We start from the raw sequence: 15,878 nt of genomic DNA, 5'->3' as shown, positions 1-15,878 counted from the left end.
AAACGCCATGATTATTCGCTATGTTATCTGCCTAACTCTTCTCAGCATGTTGCATCTAGTTAAGACTGCTCATGCTGACCCACTTCCTTCATCCAGTGGTGAGGGACATATTTCTATGGGTTTAGAGCATGCCCATAGCGATAATATTTTAAAATCAAGCACTGATATCAAATCAGGCTATGAGCAACGTGCAAACCTAGGGGCGAGTTATATTAATAATACCGCGACTAATACAACAATATTAGATTACACGGTCTCTTATTCTCACTATAGCGAAGAGAGCATTGAAGACGACAGCGATATATCAGGTAGCCTATCCATTAATCAGCAACTATTCAGTGAAAACTTACGCTTAGATTTAAGTCACTTTAGACGTAGTTACTTAATTGACCAAGCAGGTGTCGACTTGCCTAGCAATACAGGAGATCGAGATGTATTCACTGCTAGCCCCCTGTGGCACCTTCCCTACTCAGATCGTGCAGGTTTTGATACACGCTATACTTATACCACGGTTCGATTTAGTGATGACAAGCAACAAGAAACTAACCGCAATGCATTAAGCATTGCTTGGTATCATCATTTAAATCGTAAAATGACTTTTCAATTTAGTAGTGAATATAGCGAAGTTGATTTTTTATATTACGACTTAACCTACGAACAAATTAATCTAAACAGTTCATTCTCTGGCCGCTTACGAGAAGGTGATTATTTAATTGAAGGTGGATATAGTCGATTAGCGCTATTAAATCGCTATGAGGAAGGAGGTATATTCCAATTAACTTATAATTACCGCTTTCAAAAAAACAGATTGTCTTTCAGCGCACAACGAGAATTAACTGATTCGTCGCTTGGCTTAGGGGAAGATAGGCCTGATAATGGCGATATTGATTTTGATGGAACACAATTATTATGGATTGATAGAGTCTCTTTAGACCATCAATTTTTCGCGTTTAGTACTCGATTAACTAACTCAAATAGTATCTATTATCAACAAGAAACGCCCCTACTCACTCGTAAAGTTAAGCCTCGAAGTGGTATCTCTACACAGGTAAGTTGGAAGCATACTCGATTATTAACCAGTTTATTTAACGCGCACTACAGCCAAACTACAATTGATAAAGTAAATGATAAAAAACAGTGGAGAAGTAGTCTCTCCAGCCAATATCAATTTCACCCAAAACTTTTTGGGGCACTCACCGTACAATATGAAGAACAGATAAGTAACGAAAATATTAGTGGTTATGACGAAGTTAGATTAATCGCGAACATTCGCTTTAGCTATTAAACGTAAAGGAACAATGAATGAGTAACAAAGCAGAGACACTGCTAATTGTCGAAGATGACAAAGGCTTGCAAACACAATTGAAGTGGCACTTCTCTGATTATCAGGTCGTCGTAGCTGCCAATCAAAAAGATGCGATTGCAGCAATTCGTCTACATGAGCCTAAAGTAATGATACAAGATTTAGGGTTACCGCCAGATGAGGATGGCGTAAAAGAGGGCTTTGAACTTTTACAACAAGCGCTGCACCTCAATCCACATATGAAAATTATCGTAATGACAGGAAATGAGGGTAATCAACATGCGATGGAGGCAATTAAATTAGGCTCCTATGATTTTTATGCAAAACCGGTGGACCCTGATACATTAGACCTAATCGTACAGCGAGCCTTCCACATACATCACTTAGAAGAAAAAAATCGCAATAGTAGCCAACAGCAAGAATCAATGTTGCATGGCCTTATCGCCAGCGATGAGAAGATGCTAAAAATCTGTAAAATGATCGAAAAAATTGCTCCTACTGATACCTCATGCCTATTACTAGGCGATAGCGGTACCGGTAAAGAGGTATTAGCGAACTCATTACATCAACTAAGCCAACGAAAAGAGCACTCAATTGTTGCAATCAATTGTGCAGCCATTCCAGAAAACCTGATCGAAAGTGAATTGTTTGGTTATGAAAAAGGTGCATTTACCGGTGCAGTCAAAACGACCATCGGTAAAATTGAACAGGCGCACAAAGGCACGCTCTTTCTTGATGAAATCGGTGATATGCCACTTCATCTACAGGCAAAATTATTACGCTTTTTACAAGAGCGTGTTATTGAGCGTGTTGGTGGGCGTACCAATATCCCTATTGATACTCGAATTGTATGTGCAACTCATAAGAACCTTGATGAAATGATCCAAAATGGAGAGTTTAGGGAGGATCTTTTCTATCGTATCGCAGAGATACAAATAGATATTCCTGCTTTAAAAGATAGAGGTTCAGACAAAATATTATTAGCCAAATATCTACTTAACAAGTTTGTCAAAAAACAAAAGTTAAACATTATTGGTTTTTCAGAAGATGCAGTAAATGCAATCGAAAATCATAGTTGGCCTGGCAATGTACGTGAAATGGAAAATAAGATTAAACGTGCCACGATTATGTGTGATTTAAAATATATCAGCGCCCAGGATCTAGGACTTAGTAACAAAGAAAATAGCGCGCTTAATTTAAAAGAGATCCGTAAAAATGCTGAAGTTAATGCTCTGAAGCAAGCATTAATCGCCTGTGACCATAATATATCAGCAGCAGCGAAATCACTCGGTATTACAAGACCAACACTGTACGATTTAATGAAAAAATACAATATGAGCTAAGCATCGCTATGCCCCTGTAATTATATTGGCAACCTATATGGAAATATTATGACGCTACAATTTACTAAGAAAAAAACAGTCACAGCAATATTAATGGCAACAACCTTATTGCTTTCCGCGTGTAGCGAACCCACTGAGGCTCCGACAGCTTCATTGAGTCAATATACTCAGCAGGGAACAACTTACTTAGAGCAACATCAGTTTAAAGCCGCGATGGTAGCCGCTAAAAATGCGATTACGACTTACCCAGATCAGATTGATGGCTATCTTATCCTCGCTCAAATATACCTGCAACTGGGACAGCCCGAAGCATCAAGCTACGTGTTAAAAAACTATCAAAATGAAAAAAATGCTGACTACTACTTTTTACTATTAGAGTCATACAATAAAGACAATAAGCTATTTTCTGCCAATAGCGTCATAGAGACTTATGCAGATATTTTGCAACAACAACCTAACCGTCTAAAACTTGAGCAAGCAAAATTCTTATTACGTGATAAGCAGATAGATAAAGCCGCTAAACTTTTCAATCAGTTACAAAGTACCGATGCTTATCAAAGTGATGCATTAGTTGGATTAGCTCGCGTTAGTGCACTTTCCAATGACCCACAGGGAGCCATCGCCCTGTTAAATAATGCGATAGAGAACAACAGTAAAAATAGTGAAGCGCTGATCCTTAAGAGTTATTTACAGATTAATAATAATGACTTACCGCAAGCTGAAAAAACACTTTCTGAAGCGTTAGCAGTGATTCCTTCTTCTGATATTTTCACACCAGAAAGAATTAATATCTTACAAGCGCTGACAGAAGTGTTAACGATGCAGGGTAGAAGCTCAGAAGCATTACTTTATTCACGTATTTTAGCGGATGAATTTCCAGAAGCGGCTTCCATTAACCAAAATATTATTGAAGCAACCAAACAATATCAGAATAAAGAGTTTACACTCGCAAAACAAACGTTAGATAGCATCTTAAAAGTTGCACCTGGTAACAAAAAAGCACTCACCTTATATGGTGTAATACTTTATGCAGAAGGTGATCTAAAAGGTGCTCAACAGTATCTTAACGGTATTGTTGATCCAGAGAAGGACTCTGACAAGTTAACTCAACTTTATGCTATGACACAGCTAAAATTAGATAATGCATCCGATGTATTGCTCATGCTCGACAATACAATTAGCGTAGAAGATAGTTATGAAACCTTAACCCTTTATCATCTTGCAGCAATTAATCAGCAGCAGTTCGAAAAAGCAGAAATGGCCTTAAAGAGAATCGGGAAGCTATTTCCTAATAGCGACAAATACGCACTTCTTTCAGCAAACTATGATAGCCAAAAAAAACCTGCGCAACATGAAAAAGCACTCGCTACATTAAAAAAAGCATTAACGAAAAACCCTGAAAACATTCACCTACAAACGGCTTATCTGCAGAAATTAATCTTATTAAAAAGAGAGTCAGAAGCAGATTCATATATCCAACAACTTAAGAGTATGGATGTTAGCCCTATCGATACTCAACTTCTCGTTGCAAAATACACACTATACCGCCAACAGTATCCACAGGCAGCGCAGTTATTTAACAGCGTGTTAGCCCAGGAAGAGGATAATTTAGTCGCCCTATATGGCCTTGCTCAGAGTAAACAACAAACAGAAAGCTGGTCCGAGGCACAGCAAGTTTATCGCCAAGCAATTCTTTTTCACCCAGAAGAATTAAGGGCCTACCAAGGAGTTGTATTTAACCAGATACAACTCAATCAAGATATTGAACAGGTTCAACAGATGTTACCGAGTAACCACCACGCTTCAACCTTAGCACTGGTACTTGCTGATGCACAATTCCAAGCACAAAATATAACACAGGCAATTGTCCATCTAGAGGATGCAAAACAAGGCGTAGATGGCAAGCTCATCACCTATTTTAATCAGCTTAGACAGAAAATTAATTATCAGCGAGCATACTCCGCACTACAAGCAAAGGACTATATCCAAGCGAGAACCTTGGCTTTAAATGAACTTAAAAGCGCACCCGAGCAAGCAACATTTTTAGTATTATTAGCAAGAATTGAGATTGATGCAGGACAGCTCAACGAAGCCCAAAAAGTGATTCAACAGGTAGAAGCGATTCTGCCTAACAACCCGATTACCACCATTTATCTTGCAGACATTGCGATTATGCAAAAAGATAATGCAAAAGCAATACAACTACTTGAGAATAAATGGAAATCAGGCCGCAATGATCAAGTCGCACAAAAACTCTATGCGACCCTCAAACGAGAGAGTGAACAACGTGCATCTCAATTTTTAACGCAATGGCAAGCGCAAAGCCCCGGAAGCCTAGCTGCTAGCATTAATCAAGCATTAGTAGCTCAAGCTGCAGGTGACCACAAACAAGCGTTAATATTGTATGAAAAAGTATTAGAACAACAACCTAATGAGCTGACTAGCCTCAATAACGCAGCATGGTTATATCTTAATGTAGATGCAAGTCGTGCTGAAGAGCTAGCACGAAGAGCGTCACAACAAGCTCCTAATAACGGCCCGATTGCAGATACCTATGGCTGGATATTATATAAGCAAGGCAAATTAAAAGAAGCCCAAAAAGAGCTACGACGTGCTTATACATTAGCCCCAGATAATACCGAAATAAAAGATCATTGGCTTGAAGTGAAGGATTTGTAAGAAAACGTTAAGCATGAATAAACTAACCGCCCTTACCGGCGCTTAGTTTATTCAGAAATGATAATGTTGATAATGTTGATAATGTTGATAATGTTGATAATGTTGATAATACATTAGGACTTAGTACTTAATAAGTCACTTCTAAACAAGACTCTTCAGAGTTAGCTTGCCCACCTGCATTAACCGCAACCACCTTATAACAATACGATTCACCAACAATAACACCTGTATCTGTATAACTTATCGTATCTTTGGGTAATACTTCGACTTGGTCAAAATGAGTATGTCGAATATTTTTCCGAACAACAATAAAAGCATCTTCATTATCTGAATTATCAAGCCATTCAATTTGGACATTTGAAAAATCTACTTCACCGTTGCTTTCCAAAGGTGGGGTAACAATAATTGACTCCGTATTATTAGCGATCTCTTTTACAATTTCTTCTGCAACGAGCACATTATCTTGTTCAAGAATATTATTAATAACACTTAAGTCTTCTGAGCTAGAGGAGCCACAGGCAGATAAAAGAACTGATAAAAAAACAGCGGGTGTCACTACCTTAACTGCAGAAGAAAATTGCATTCAAACTCCATCTATAAAAAATATCAAAGAAACCAATTGTAAGCGTAGCTTGTTACTTATTCAATCAATCTATCACCCCAGATTCATTAACTTTGATTTAAGTCTGTTTATCTATTTCAAACTTACCCATGTCAGTTTTATTTACACACCGGGTACAACTAAGTAAATAACCCATTGATAAACATAAGCTTTATTTTTGGCATGAAAAATGCTTATGTACAAATAAGTTCATATTAATTTGAGCTTCACTATTTAATAACAAGCCCAATAAGGGACGAACACTTAATAAGGATTAACATGAAAAACGTATTTTTAAAGCTTGTTGCATGCGCAACACTTTTAGTAGCGTCATCATCAACTTTCGCAACCACTTTGGACACAATTCAAGGTGAAATTGCATTTTTTGGTTTTGCACAAGCTGACTACAACGCAGCAGAAACTGCACTTGAAAGCGTGTCTTTTAACCCAGTAACTGTTGCAGCTACAACGATTGACTTTCAATCGGTTGCAATTGGCTCAGCAGCTACATTTAACGATATCGTTATCAACAATTCAGTGCCAACTGTAAATGGTGGTGCTGAATTTTGGGCTGCAGGTGATTTCACCTTTACATTAACTAACATCACGCACAATGATGCAGATAAAGATGGTCTATTAAATGACTTCATTGCAAATGGTGTTTTAAAGTCAGTTTCAGGCCTATTTGCTGATACATCAGGTATGATGAAGTTCTCTGCAAATCAATTTGGTGCGCCAGGCGAATTTATCTTTGCAGCTTCTGCAGTACCTGCTCCAGCAACAATTGCATTACTAGGTCTTGCATTAGTTGGCTTTGGTGCTGCTCGTCGTAAAAAACAAGCTTAATAAAATTGAGCTAAAAACGCAAAAGCCGAAGATAAACTCTTCGGCTTTTTACTTACTGTTTGTTACTCAAATGTAAGGCCAACGAATCCTAGCGCACTGTACCCCCCTCTTTCCCCGTAAGGATGCAAATCAAGTTCAAGTTCCCCTTCAAACTCAACCTCTATTTTCATATAATACCAACGGTACCCACTAGGGACTTCAATTAACTCGTTTACTCCATTGATAGTCAGCTCAATAAATGTTGCCTCATGACTCCAGACGCCAACTTTAAAGTACAGTGATGTAGTATTAACCTGAGACTCTGCACTCTGCAATTTTATATCTACGCCATTCGATTCTTTCCAGCCCATATATCTATAGCCTGAGTAATCACCTCCGTTAGCACTAACAAATTCATAAGGGCTATCATAAACCATTGTTTTTCCATAATAACCTAGCGAAGTAATACTCACATCAGAAGCACCTTCATTACCTATTTCACCATTAGAAACCATGAATTTCACATTGCTAACATCAATTTTATAATCAACATTAGTATCGATATCTACCATAGCTGCATATTGAGGAGCACTAGGCTTGTTATTGATTACCAAGCCTGCAAACATAACAGAGCTATATACAGCTCTATCACTATCAGTGGTAATGGTAACAGGAGCTGTACCATCAAATTCAATATCCACCATGATGTAATGCCACCCATAACCGCTTGGTAAAGTTATTTTTTCAATTGTATCACCCACTGTAACCAGAATACTTGACTCCTCATGACTCCAAACACCTGCTCGCATATATAATGTTGCAACCTGTAAATCTCCACTTGCTTGCAAAACAAAAGATAAACTATTGCTTGTGTCGAAGACCATGCTTGCATATCCATTATCTAACTCTACCCCGTCTTGCTGAAAGCTAAAATCCTCACGATCAATTCGATAAAGATTCCCCTCATTTACATAAAAATCAACATTAAAAATATCATCTTCACTATACCGATCATTATATAACTCATCACTTTTAAAGGAATATAGTTTCTTTTCAGCTATTTCAATATTGATAGGTCTCGGTATAAATTGGTGTGATACCACCATATTTCCAGAAGGATCTACAAGATCTGGATGTATGGGTAAAGTTGGTGATGTAGGCGAAGTAGGTGGTATAGGTGAGGAAACGACGCCCTGTACTTCTTGGCAGACTTCATCTGAAATACTTTGCCCAGCCTGATTAAATGCAATAATTCGATAACAATATGTTTTATCGATAATTACATCTATATCAGTATAACTATTAGTGTTTTCAGAAAGGATCGCGACACGCTGAAAACTCGCATCACCCGGCTGGCGCTTTTCAACAAAAAACACATCTTCATTAGAGTTGTCTACCCAGCTAACTAGCAAGCTTTCTGCAGCAACCACAGGGCTAAAAAATAGATATATAAACAACGTAAAGTAATAGGTTTTAGAATAGGTAAATAGCTGATTCATTTTGCCTCCACAAAAATGATCATTCAGCGTTTATTGACATTGCATTATCTTTGAAATATGGAGGGATATAACAATATGTATCGCCTCGGTAACTCCGCTACCATAGACAGTTGTCGACAGGCCGGTGGCTTTGCGTATTAAGGTTTCCCTTAACTTGCCTTTTTCTAGCTACAATATATAAACATCTGAATGCAAGTAATAAAAGATTAGATGTATGTGACAAAATAAATATAGCTTAAAAATTTACATTGCCTAATAATATTTTCTCAGTTTTTAAATTATTGTGGAGGCAGGCTCATTATTAAAGTATCGATAATGCCTTTACTAATTGCTGTGCGCCACTCTGACAGCTCATCTCATCAGGGTATTCGACCTGATTAATTTCAATGATCACCTGCCTTAAAGATTCTCCCTTTAACTGCGATTGGCTAACTTCAACAAAAGGTACTCTGCGCGATAAAAAACGCTTCAAATAAGGTGTCTCAGGCCAATCTGGTCGTTGTAGGCTAAGCACGCGTACTTTTTTATATTTAGCTAATGCAGCTATTTCACAATAAGTGCCATAACCCGGTTTAGTAATAATCAAATCACTACAAGCAATAAGGCTTAGAAAAGGAAGGTTTAATTGACCAATTTGCGTCATATCTGCACGCGCTGAAGGTGGCGTTTGATCAACTAACCAATGCAAGCTCTCAATTTCAGGCCATTGCGCTAGGTCCAGTGGAAAAGGTAAGCCCCCTAATGCAAGCAAGCCTATCTTTTTAACACTCTTTGGTAATTTGGAAAGTAGCACATCCATTTGTGCCACAGGCTGGTCATTAATACTCGCAATTTCAATCTCTTTTCCATCACCTAAAGGAACAAAAGGCAAAGGTTTAAAGACTTGATCAACTTTTTCATAGACCGACATCATTTTGCGATAGACTGCTTGAGTAGCTCGCTCTTCATTTAAACAATAAGCTTGATAAATTTGCGCCCAATTAAACGGCGCTACAGAGGCAGTTTGGATGCCCAATTGATGCGCTGCATCTAAACTAATTGGTGAGATATTACTAATTAGCATATCTGCTTTCATCGTAGCTAATTGGTCTTTTTCAGTCTCGACGTAAGATTGCCAATTTTCATACAAAGTTTGATATTTTTGGCGGCTATTTTCAATATCTATCTCAATCGGTGTGGCCATTAACATACCAAAATCAGATCCCATTGGATAATAATCAAATTCGCCAGCCAAACGAGAATCAAGATAAGCTTTGGGTAAAAGCGTCATTACTGATATTTTTATATGGGGATATTGCGCCATTAAGCAATTAATCACAGAGCAAGATATCGCACCATGCCCAAACCCGTGTGCTGTTATCGAAAAGCATATATGTTTCATAATTTACCTATTTTTTGACAAAGCGCTTCGGCAAACAGATGGCTAGCTAAATTTCGATTCATAATCTGCCTGTCTAATTTCCCCTGTGCAACGACATTTAGCCAATCATCAATCATCGCCACAAAACCTTTACTCGCAAGCATCGGCGTCCAATCAGCCAGCTGTAATAATGTTTGTTGATTAGCATTCCAGTTAATACCTGAGACAAAAGAGTCAAACTGGTAACTACTATTCGAATAATTAAAAGTGACTCTTTCATTGGTTACACCGTGTGCACGATTCATTGAAGCCTGTAACAGTGCGCCGTTTTGTTGCCACTGAATATCTAAACGCGCGAGCAACTCACCTTCAAATTGAGTCACAATATTAACCTCATCAACAGTCGTTTTAGCATATAAATTGACACTATCTAATGGATGAATGAAGTCATCAAAAATAAAGGTGCGCAACTCACCGGCTAAGTTATAGCGATTCTTCTCCCAACGCAGTGAGCGTAAATTTTTAGCGCCATAGCATTGCTGAAATAGTGGAATAAAGCGACGGTTAAACCCCATATATATGGGAACGCGCTGTTTCTCAGCTAGTTCATACAGTTTTTCGCAATCAAAGGCATTATCTGCCAAAGGCTTATCAACAAAAGTGGCGATACCTTGCTGCAAAAAATAGGTGGCGATTAAGGGGTGTGATGTCGTGCTACTATGTATCATCACTGCATCGATATTTGCTTTAGTCAGCGCTCGATAATCTTGATAAGTTTCTTTAATACGGTACTGCTTTGCCAACCGAGTTAGTGTCTCTGGATCACGCGTACAAAAAACCAATTCTATATTTTCAAGCTGGGTTAAAATGGGCAGGTATGCCTTTTGGGCAATATCTCCTAAACCTATAATTGCGATTTTCATATTAATACCCCTTAAATTAGATACAAAGTAGACAACCTGGTCTATGATTGTTGAGCAGATTAGAGGAGCAGTTTATATGAATAATAAAAAACGTCACATTATCGAAACCGCCTTTTCACTTTTTTACCGCAAAGGTATTCATGCAGTTGGGGTCAATGAAATCATTAAAAGTGCCTCTATCGCCAAAAAAACCCTCTATAACCATTTTGTCAGTAAAGACGAACTGATTGTCGCAACACTTATCTATCGAGATCAACTCGAAATCAACCACTTAAAATTCAAATTAGCCAGTGCTGAAATTGGCAAAGATGCCCTATTGGCGCTGTTTGAGCTAATTGATGATTTTATCAATAATCGCGACACGACACTCGGCGACTTTAGAGGCGATTATTTCAACAATTGCTGCGCCGAATATGCACAAACAAACACCTTAGTGTACGACACCAGTCAATCACACAAAAACGCAATCAAGGCACTTATTCAGGCGCATGTTGACAGCTTTGAACAGCACCCAGATAAAAATAAATATTTAGTTAACACACTAATTTTATTGAAAGAAGGTGCAATCAACAACGCACTCGTTACAGGTAATAATAAGAGTGCGTTAGAAGCAGGCCTTTGCGTTGAAAACCTATTACGCTTTAAACGTTGATCATCTACTGCTGTTTTTCCCACATTAAGCAGACTTGGTTTAAAAATGAATTAATGCGATAGGGCTGGTATTTGAGTGGCATCTTATTTTCAAGTGCAGGAATAGGTTTTTGATCTTTACGAAGACGGCTTAATATTAATGTTAACAAACCATCCAGATACACTTTAAAATCATCACTCGCATAAATCGCTTCCCAATTGATAATTTCAGCATCTTTGTAGCGCTCTATTATCGGCTCTATCTGATGAGTGTGCTTCTCTATCTCGGCATCCCCCATGCAATACTCTTTTACCAGTTGGAGGAATAGATCTAAACACTCACCACGTGGCACAATACTAAAAAATTCATTGTCGATTTGGCCCGCGCTAGGCGAATTAACCGTGCGATATAATTCTTCAAACATATGCACGATCGTGCGGTCTAAAATACGTTGTTTAGGGAAGCGAGTATCTTGAATATTTTGTTCAATGAGCAAATAAAGCTGCGCTAAATCGAAATTCGTCGCCACTTGGCGAGCCAGCTTATCGGCAACAGAGAGCGGTATCCTATTTTCTAATAAGGTATTAGTGACCGACTCTTTAAGCAGATCATGTATCTTCAATTGCACTTGTTCAAAGCGCTCATAGGGTAAAGAATCAGACATTTATTTCCTTTAAATAAGCAGAGAGTTGCGTACTTATTTTAGCTTACTTCTTATATTGAAACCGATTTGCTTATTATATACGTGATTTAGTTATCTACCGAACATCAAAACAGAAAGTAAACAAGAAGGGGGAAGAAAAAACAAACCATATAAATCAACATCTTAAATTAAAATTATCCCCTCTCAAAAACACCAATATAAAATCCAAAACACAATAAAGTGACAAATTAATGCGAATTGATATTAGTCATTGAATTTTTGTGACGTTAGTCTAAACTTTGCGCACAATTAACAGGAGAGGTCCTATGTCAGACAAAGTATTTATTACCGCGAAAACACTACTGGAAGATTCATTCCGCCTAGCCGCACAGGTTTACGAAAGTGGCTTTCGTCCACAATTTATTGTTGGTATTTGGCGTGGGGGTGCTCCCATTGGTATCGCTGTACAGGAATACTTTGACTACAAAAAAGTAGAAACCGACCATATTGCAGTGCGTACTTCTTCTTACTACGGAATTGGTAAGCAAAGTAAAACAATCAAAGTACACGGGTTACATTACATTATTGAAAATGCGAATGCCGATGATGGCCTATTAATTGTTGATGATGTATTTGATTCAGGTCGAAGTGTCGTTGCATTAAAAGAGAAATTGTCAGAACTAATGCGCCTTAACATGCCACGCGATGTACGTATTGCAACGCCTTATTACAAACCTAAAAATAAAGCCGTTGAAATGGTACCTGATTACTTTATCCACGAATCAGAAGAGTGGCTAGTATTTCCGCACGAAGTCTCTGGCCTCGACATTGATGAAATCGTCAATGGCAAAACAGATTTTGAAAACATTAAACATCTGTTTAAAGATTAATCAAAATCTCACCCACTTTAAAAGGAGACTAATCAGTCTCCTTTTCCTTTGCTTTTAACGTAGCCTCCAAGACATCTGGGTATAGCTCAAAAAATGTCCCTGTAAGGGTTTGGTAATTTACTTCCAAGGTTGTAAATATGGAAGCTAAAGGTGCCATTCTAGGGCTTCTTGTAGCTATTCGCTGCAAAGCAAATTCAATGTTTTTTATATCTACATAATGCTCAAACCACCTCCCCTGCCAAACTAGCTGTGAAGTTTTTTCAAAGCGTGCAGGTAACGCATGTAGTGAATTTTTACACTCATCGGTCACGATGCGCTGTGCTTGCTGTGAAAAAACCTCTAAAGAGCAATCATGAAAACGATGCCAGTGTTTGGCTAAGCAGTGGTCCCAAAACATATCTAATGCAATAGGGGAAAAACGGCGTATTTCTTTTTCAAAAAGAAGCTTGGAAGTTTTTACCAAGGGGTGTTGATCAGTATAACTATCCACAAAACGATGTAAGCGAATCCCTTGCACAATTTTGTGATTAAACTTTTCATCAGGATTACCTTTAACAAAATCACCTAAAAAATTTCCTAATAAACTAGTGTGGGTATGTTCAGCAATATGAAGGTGGGCAAGATAATTCATTTAATGGCTCATGGCTTTAAAACGTCTATTGAGTATACGCAAACGTAACAGTAATTACTTTATCGAGTCCCTCAACTCAAAAAATAGGCGGTTATTATATAAAAAGAACAAAATTGGCATATTATGTATTGCTTTGTTTGTGATAAATATTTATCGTGCACAGCTCACACTTTAGCTTTTTGGTAACTTTTTTCAGGATGGATATATGAATAAAAAAATTATTGTTTTAGGCACCTTGTTAACAGCAAGCAATGCAATGGCAAACAATCAAGATAACCCATTCTATGTTGGTGCTCGCGCTGGCATCACTAATTATACTAACTTTGAAATTAATCAATCATCAAATGAGTTGAAAGATGATGATAACTTCGGAGCAGGCCTATTCTTAGGATACAACATTAATGATTGGTTTGGAGTAGAAGCAGGGTATACCTATCTTGGAGAAACAGAAATTGCAGAGAATGCCAGTATTTCAAGTAATGGCATTGACTTAGTTGGTAAGTTTACTTGGCAAGCTACTGAATCTTTTGATCTATTTGCTAAGGCCGGTGGCTTTGTTTATAAAAATAAAGGTGAAAACTTACTTTCTGGTTTCAAAGACGATGGGCTCAGTGCTACGGCAGGTCTAGGCATGCAATACTTCTTCACTGATAATTTTTCAGCTCGTTTAGAATATCAGTATTATCATGATCTGGCGTTGCAAGACAACAATAATGAGGCAAGTTGGAATACCCACCTGTTTGCGCTTGGTTTAATTTATCACTGGGGCGGACAAGAAAAAGTGATCGTGCAAGATGCACCATCAACAACGCCACCTGTTGAAACCGTAGAAGAGACAATTGTTGAAGAAACCGTTATTGAAGAAGCTGTTGTTGAAGAAACAATTGTAGCTGTAGTAGCCACCGAAGTTGTAAAAGAAAAACCAGTTAAAGTTGACTATAAAACAGTACAAGTTTACTTCGACACAGGTAGCGAAAACTTATCGGCACAGTCAATCGAGCAATTGAAACCGATCATCGAGCATTTAAAAAATTACCCTTCTGCGACTATTTTTGCCGTTGGTCATACCGATTCACGTGGCGCTGCAAAGTTGAATCAAAAACTTTCAGAGAAACGCGCTAAGACAGTTCGTGATTTTCTAATAAAAGAGTACGCAATCTCTGCAGATCGTATCACTTATTCAGGTGAAGGTGAGGCAGTACCTATTGCAACTAACGAGACGAAAGAAGGACAGGCAAAAAACCGTCGTGTTTCTGTATTTTCTCCCTCTTTTGTGGTGAATGAAAAATAAACCCGCTTTTATATTCGATCCAAAAACCAAGGCCAACGTGCCTTGGTTTTTTTAATTAAAATATATGTTTACATAGTAGGATCATACTCATCGAATTAAGTATGTGATCTAAATTTTGCGCAGGAAAAGCAACTGTTCCCGGAAAAAATTTGACGTAAACGCCAGTTCGGCTTCTACAACGGAGTAAATAATGCTAACACTTCCAGTAAGCTATTCAGCGAGTTGCCCAGCTGCTTTATTACAGAGTATTATTCCCAAATTTCAAATAGACGCTGTATTACATTGCTTATTCTGGTGCCAAGGCTTAAATGACTCTTACAAAGTTAGTACGGAAGAACATACATTTATTCTCAGGGTCTACCGACATAACTGGCGATCACGTGAAGAGATACAGTTTGAAATTGATGCATTGTTACATCTACAAAACAACGGGGTAAATGTTGCGGCGCCTATCCTCACCTACCAAAACGATTACATTGTCAGTTTCGACGCACCAGAGGGTTTGCGACACGCTATTTTAATAAATTATATCCCTGGCGATGAATTAGACTTTTCTCAAGCAGAAAATGCCAGAAAATATGCTGAGCATATGGCTCACTTACATTTAAAGTCAGCACAATTTAATAGCTCCCATAAACGTTTTCAATTAGATGTTGAGCATTTAATCGAGCAACCATTACAACGTATTAAACCTTATTTAGCAGACCGTAAAAAAGATTGGCTGTTCATTGAAAGCTATGCGCAGGTACTTTCAGAAAAGCTAAGTAAAACATTAAATAGCTCAACGGATATTGGCTTATGTCATGGCGATCTGCATGGTGGAAACGCGCATTTTGATGGAAATCTGTTAGCTTCATTTGACTTTGATTGTTGCGCAATAGGGTTGCGTGTTTATGACTTAGCAGTATTTAAATGGTCGTTGCAATTAAGGAAACAGGTAGATATTGCATGGAAGCCTTTTTTACAACATTATCAAACACATCGTTCCCTCAGTAACAGTGATCTTAAAATTATAGACACACTTGTCTCTATTCGTCATATTTGGCTTATTGGTTTGCACATTGATATCGCTGTCGCAAAGGGGTGGCTTAGTGAAAAATATTTTGACCATAAAATAGAGTTTTTACGCAATCAATATAAAAATGAACAGCTGTGCTAGCGCCTGTCGCACTTTCGAGTTTATTTGCAACCATTTTAAAGGACTGAGCCTATGATGTGTGGTTATTCCACATCAATAGGCAAAAACGCAGTAAAAATGG

Annotated in this window: 14 protein-coding genes and 1 riboswitch; of the genes, 8 read left to right on the top strand and 6 right to left on the bottom strand. The window is 38.0% G+C overall.

Features of this window, described 5'->3' with window-relative positions; all coding sequences use genetic code 11:
• Positions 1 to 7 precede the first annotated feature (7 nt).
• Genes CW745_RS08785 through CW745_RS08775 form a run of 3 tightly spaced genes read left to right on the top strand, consistent with a single transcriptional unit; the run spans position 8 to position 5,325 of the window.
• A complete protein-coding gene (locus CW745_RS08785; protein WP_153069755.1) occupies positions 8 to 1,285 on the top strand; it encodes a hypothetical protein in 1,278 nt (425 codons plus the stop codon).
• 17 nt (positions 1,286 to 1,302) lie between these two features.
• Positions 1,303 to 2,646, top strand: a complete 1,344-nt coding sequence (gene prsR / locus CW745_RS08780; protein WP_101108280.1) for a PEP-CTERM-box response regulator transcription factor — start codon at positions 1,303 to 1,305, stop codon at positions 2,644 to 2,646.
• Between the two features lie 48 nt (positions 2,647 to 2,694).
• Entirely contained in the window at positions 2,695 to 5,325 is a 2,631-nt protein-coding gene (locus CW745_RS08775; protein ID WP_101108279.1) for a tetratricopeptide repeat protein, read from the top strand.
• Between the two features lie 127 nt (positions 5,326 to 5,452).
• Here the strand turns inward: CW745_RS08775 and CW745_RS08770 are convergent, their stop codons facing one another.
• Positions 5,453 to 5,908: a hypothetical protein gene (locus CW745_RS08770; protein WP_101108278.1), complete on the bottom strand. Its 456-nt coding sequence runs from the start codon at positions 5,906 to 5,908 to the stop codon at positions 5,453 to 5,455.
• 297 nt (positions 5,909 to 6,205) lie between these two features.
• Between CW745_RS08770 and CW745_RS08765 the strand changes: the two genes are divergently transcribed.
• Positions 6,206 to 6,772, top strand: coding sequence for a PEP-CTERM sorting domain-containing protein (locus CW745_RS08765; RefSeq protein WP_101108277.1), 567 nt, complete (start codon positions 6,206 to 6,208; stop codon positions 6,770 to 6,772).
• Between the two features lie 62 nt (positions 6,773 to 6,834).
• Here CW745_RS08765 and CW745_RS08760 read toward each other — a convergent pair whose 3' ends face one another.
• From CW745_RS08760 to CW745_RS08750, 3 genes are all read right to left on the bottom strand, one after another.
• Positions 6,835 to 8,250, bottom strand: a complete 1,416-nt coding sequence (locus CW745_RS08760) for a fibronectin type III domain-containing protein (RefSeq protein WP_101108276.1) — start codon at positions 8,248 to 8,250, stop codon at positions 6,835 to 6,837.
• Positions 8,251 to 8,334: 84 nt separating this feature from the next.
• Positions 8,335 to 8,419, bottom strand: a riboswitch (cyclic di-GMP riboswitch).
• A gap of 132 nt (positions 8,420 to 8,551) precedes the next feature.
• Positions 8,552 to 9,631 carry a hypothetical protein gene (locus tag CW745_RS08755; protein ID WP_101108275.1) on the bottom strand — a complete coding sequence of 360 codons (1,080 nt, stop codon included), beginning with the start codon at positions 9,629 to 9,631 and terminating at the stop codon, positions 8,552 to 8,554.
• The gene (locus CW745_RS08750; RefSeq protein ID WP_101108274.1) at positions 9,628 to 10,533 is read right to left on the bottom strand and encodes a Gfo/Idh/MocA family oxidoreductase; all 906 of its coding nucleotides are present in this window, start codon (positions 10,531 to 10,533) and stop codon (positions 9,628 to 9,630) included. Before CW745_RS08750 ends, CW745_RS08755 begins: the two co-directional genes overlap by 4 nt.
• 76 nt (positions 10,534 to 10,609) lie before the next feature.
• Between CW745_RS08750 and CW745_RS08745 the strand changes: the two genes are divergently transcribed.
• Complete coding sequence (locus CW745_RS08745) at positions 10,610 to 11,185, top strand: TetR/AcrR family transcriptional regulator (protein ID WP_101108273.1); 576 nt, start codon at positions 10,610 to 10,612, stop codon at positions 11,183 to 11,185.
• 4 nt (positions 11,186 to 11,189) lie between these two features.
• Here CW745_RS08745 and CW745_RS08740 read toward each other — a convergent pair whose 3' ends face one another.
• Complete coding sequence (locus tag CW745_RS08740) at positions 11,190 to 11,828, bottom strand: hypothetical protein (protein ID WP_101108272.1); 639 nt, start codon at positions 11,826 to 11,828, stop codon at positions 11,190 to 11,192.
• Positions 11,829 to 12,133: 305 nt separating this feature from the next.
• Between CW745_RS08740 and CW745_RS08735 the strand changes: the two genes are divergently transcribed.
• Positions 12,134 to 12,697, top strand: a complete 564-nt coding sequence (locus tag CW745_RS08735) for a phosphoribosyltransferase family protein (protein WP_101108271.1) — start codon at positions 12,134 to 12,136, stop codon at positions 12,695 to 12,697.
• Between the two features lie 28 nt (positions 12,698 to 12,725).
• Here CW745_RS08735 and CW745_RS08730 read toward each other — a convergent pair whose 3' ends face one another.
• Complete coding sequence (locus tag CW745_RS08730; RefSeq protein ID WP_101108270.1) at positions 12,726 to 13,328, bottom strand: ACP phosphodiesterase; 603 nt, start codon at positions 13,326 to 13,328, stop codon at positions 12,726 to 12,728.
• Positions 13,329 to 13,533: 205 nt separating this feature from the next.
• Between CW745_RS08730 and CW745_RS08725 the strand changes: the two genes are divergently transcribed.
• Together CW745_RS08725 and CW745_RS08720 are read left to right on the top strand one after the other, a co-directional pair.
• Entirely contained in the window at positions 13,534 to 14,619 is a 1,086-nt protein-coding gene (locus CW745_RS08725) for an outer membrane beta-barrel protein (RefSeq protein ID WP_101108269.1), read from the top strand.
• A 190-nt stretch (positions 14,620 to 14,809) separates the two neighbouring features.
• The gene (locus CW745_RS08720; RefSeq protein ID WP_101108268.1) at positions 14,810 to 15,778 is read left to right on the top strand and encodes a phosphotransferase; all 969 of its coding nucleotides are present in this window, start codon (positions 14,810 to 14,812) and stop codon (positions 15,776 to 15,778) included.
• Positions 15,779 to 15,878: the final 100 nt, after the last annotated feature.

Source organism: Psychromonas sp. psych-6C06, assembly GCF_002835465.1.
Lineage (GTDB): Bacteria > Pseudomonadota > Gammaproteobacteria > Enterobacterales > Psychromonadaceae > Psychromonas.
Note: the sequence above shows the minus strand (reverse complement) of the source record. Positions and strands in the feature narration are given on the sequence as shown.

Coding starts and splice junctions, on each gene's coding strand:
- CW745_RS08725 (WP_101108269.1), top strand. CDS start 13,534: ATGAATAAAAAAATTATTGTTTTAGGCACCTTGTTAACAGCAAGCAAT.
- CW745_RS08770 (WP_101108278.1), bottom strand. CDS start 5,908: ATGCAATTTTCTTCTGCAGTTAAGGTAGTGACACCCGCTGTTTTTTTA.
- prsR (WP_101108280.1), top strand. CDS start 1,303: ATGAGTAACAAAGCAGAGACACTGCTAATTGTCGAAGATGACAAAGGC.
- CW745_RS08785 (WP_153069755.1), top strand. CDS start 8: ATGATTATTCGCTATGTTATCTGCCTAACTCTTCTCAGCATGTTGCAT.
- CW745_RS08745 (WP_101108273.1), top strand. CDS start 10,610: ATGAATAATAAAAAACGTCACATTATCGAAACCGCCTTTTCACTTTTT.
- CW745_RS08760 (WP_101108276.1), bottom strand. CDS start 8,250: ATGAATCAGCTATTTACCTATTCTAAAACCTATTACTTTACGTTGTTT.
- CW745_RS08755 (WP_101108275.1), bottom strand. CDS start 9,631: ATGAAACATATATGCTTTTCGATAACAGCACACGGGTTTGGGCATGGT.
- CW745_RS08775 (WP_101108279.1), top strand. CDS start 2,695: ATGACGCTACAATTTACTAAGAAAAAAACAGTCACAGCAATATTAATG.
- CW745_RS08735 (WP_101108271.1), top strand. CDS start 12,134: ATGTCAGACAAAGTATTTATTACCGCGAAAACACTACTGGAAGATTCA.
- CW745_RS08720 (WP_101108268.1), top strand. CDS start 14,810: ATGCTAACACTTCCAGTAAGCTATTCAGCGAGTTGCCCAGCTGCTTTA.
- CW745_RS08730 (WP_101108270.1), bottom strand. CDS start 13,328: ATGAATTATCTTGCCCACCTTCATATTGCTGAACATACCCACACTAGT.
- CW745_RS08750 (WP_101108274.1), bottom strand. CDS start 10,533: ATGAAAATCGCAATTATAGGTTTAGGAGATATTGCCCAAAAGGCATAC.
- CW745_RS08765 (WP_101108277.1), top strand. CDS start 6,206: ATGAAAAACGTATTTTTAAAGCTTGTTGCATGCGCAACACTTTTAGTA.
- CW745_RS08740 (WP_101108272.1), bottom strand. CDS start 11,828: ATGTCTGATTCTTTACCCTATGAGCGCTTTGAACAAGTGCAATTGAAG.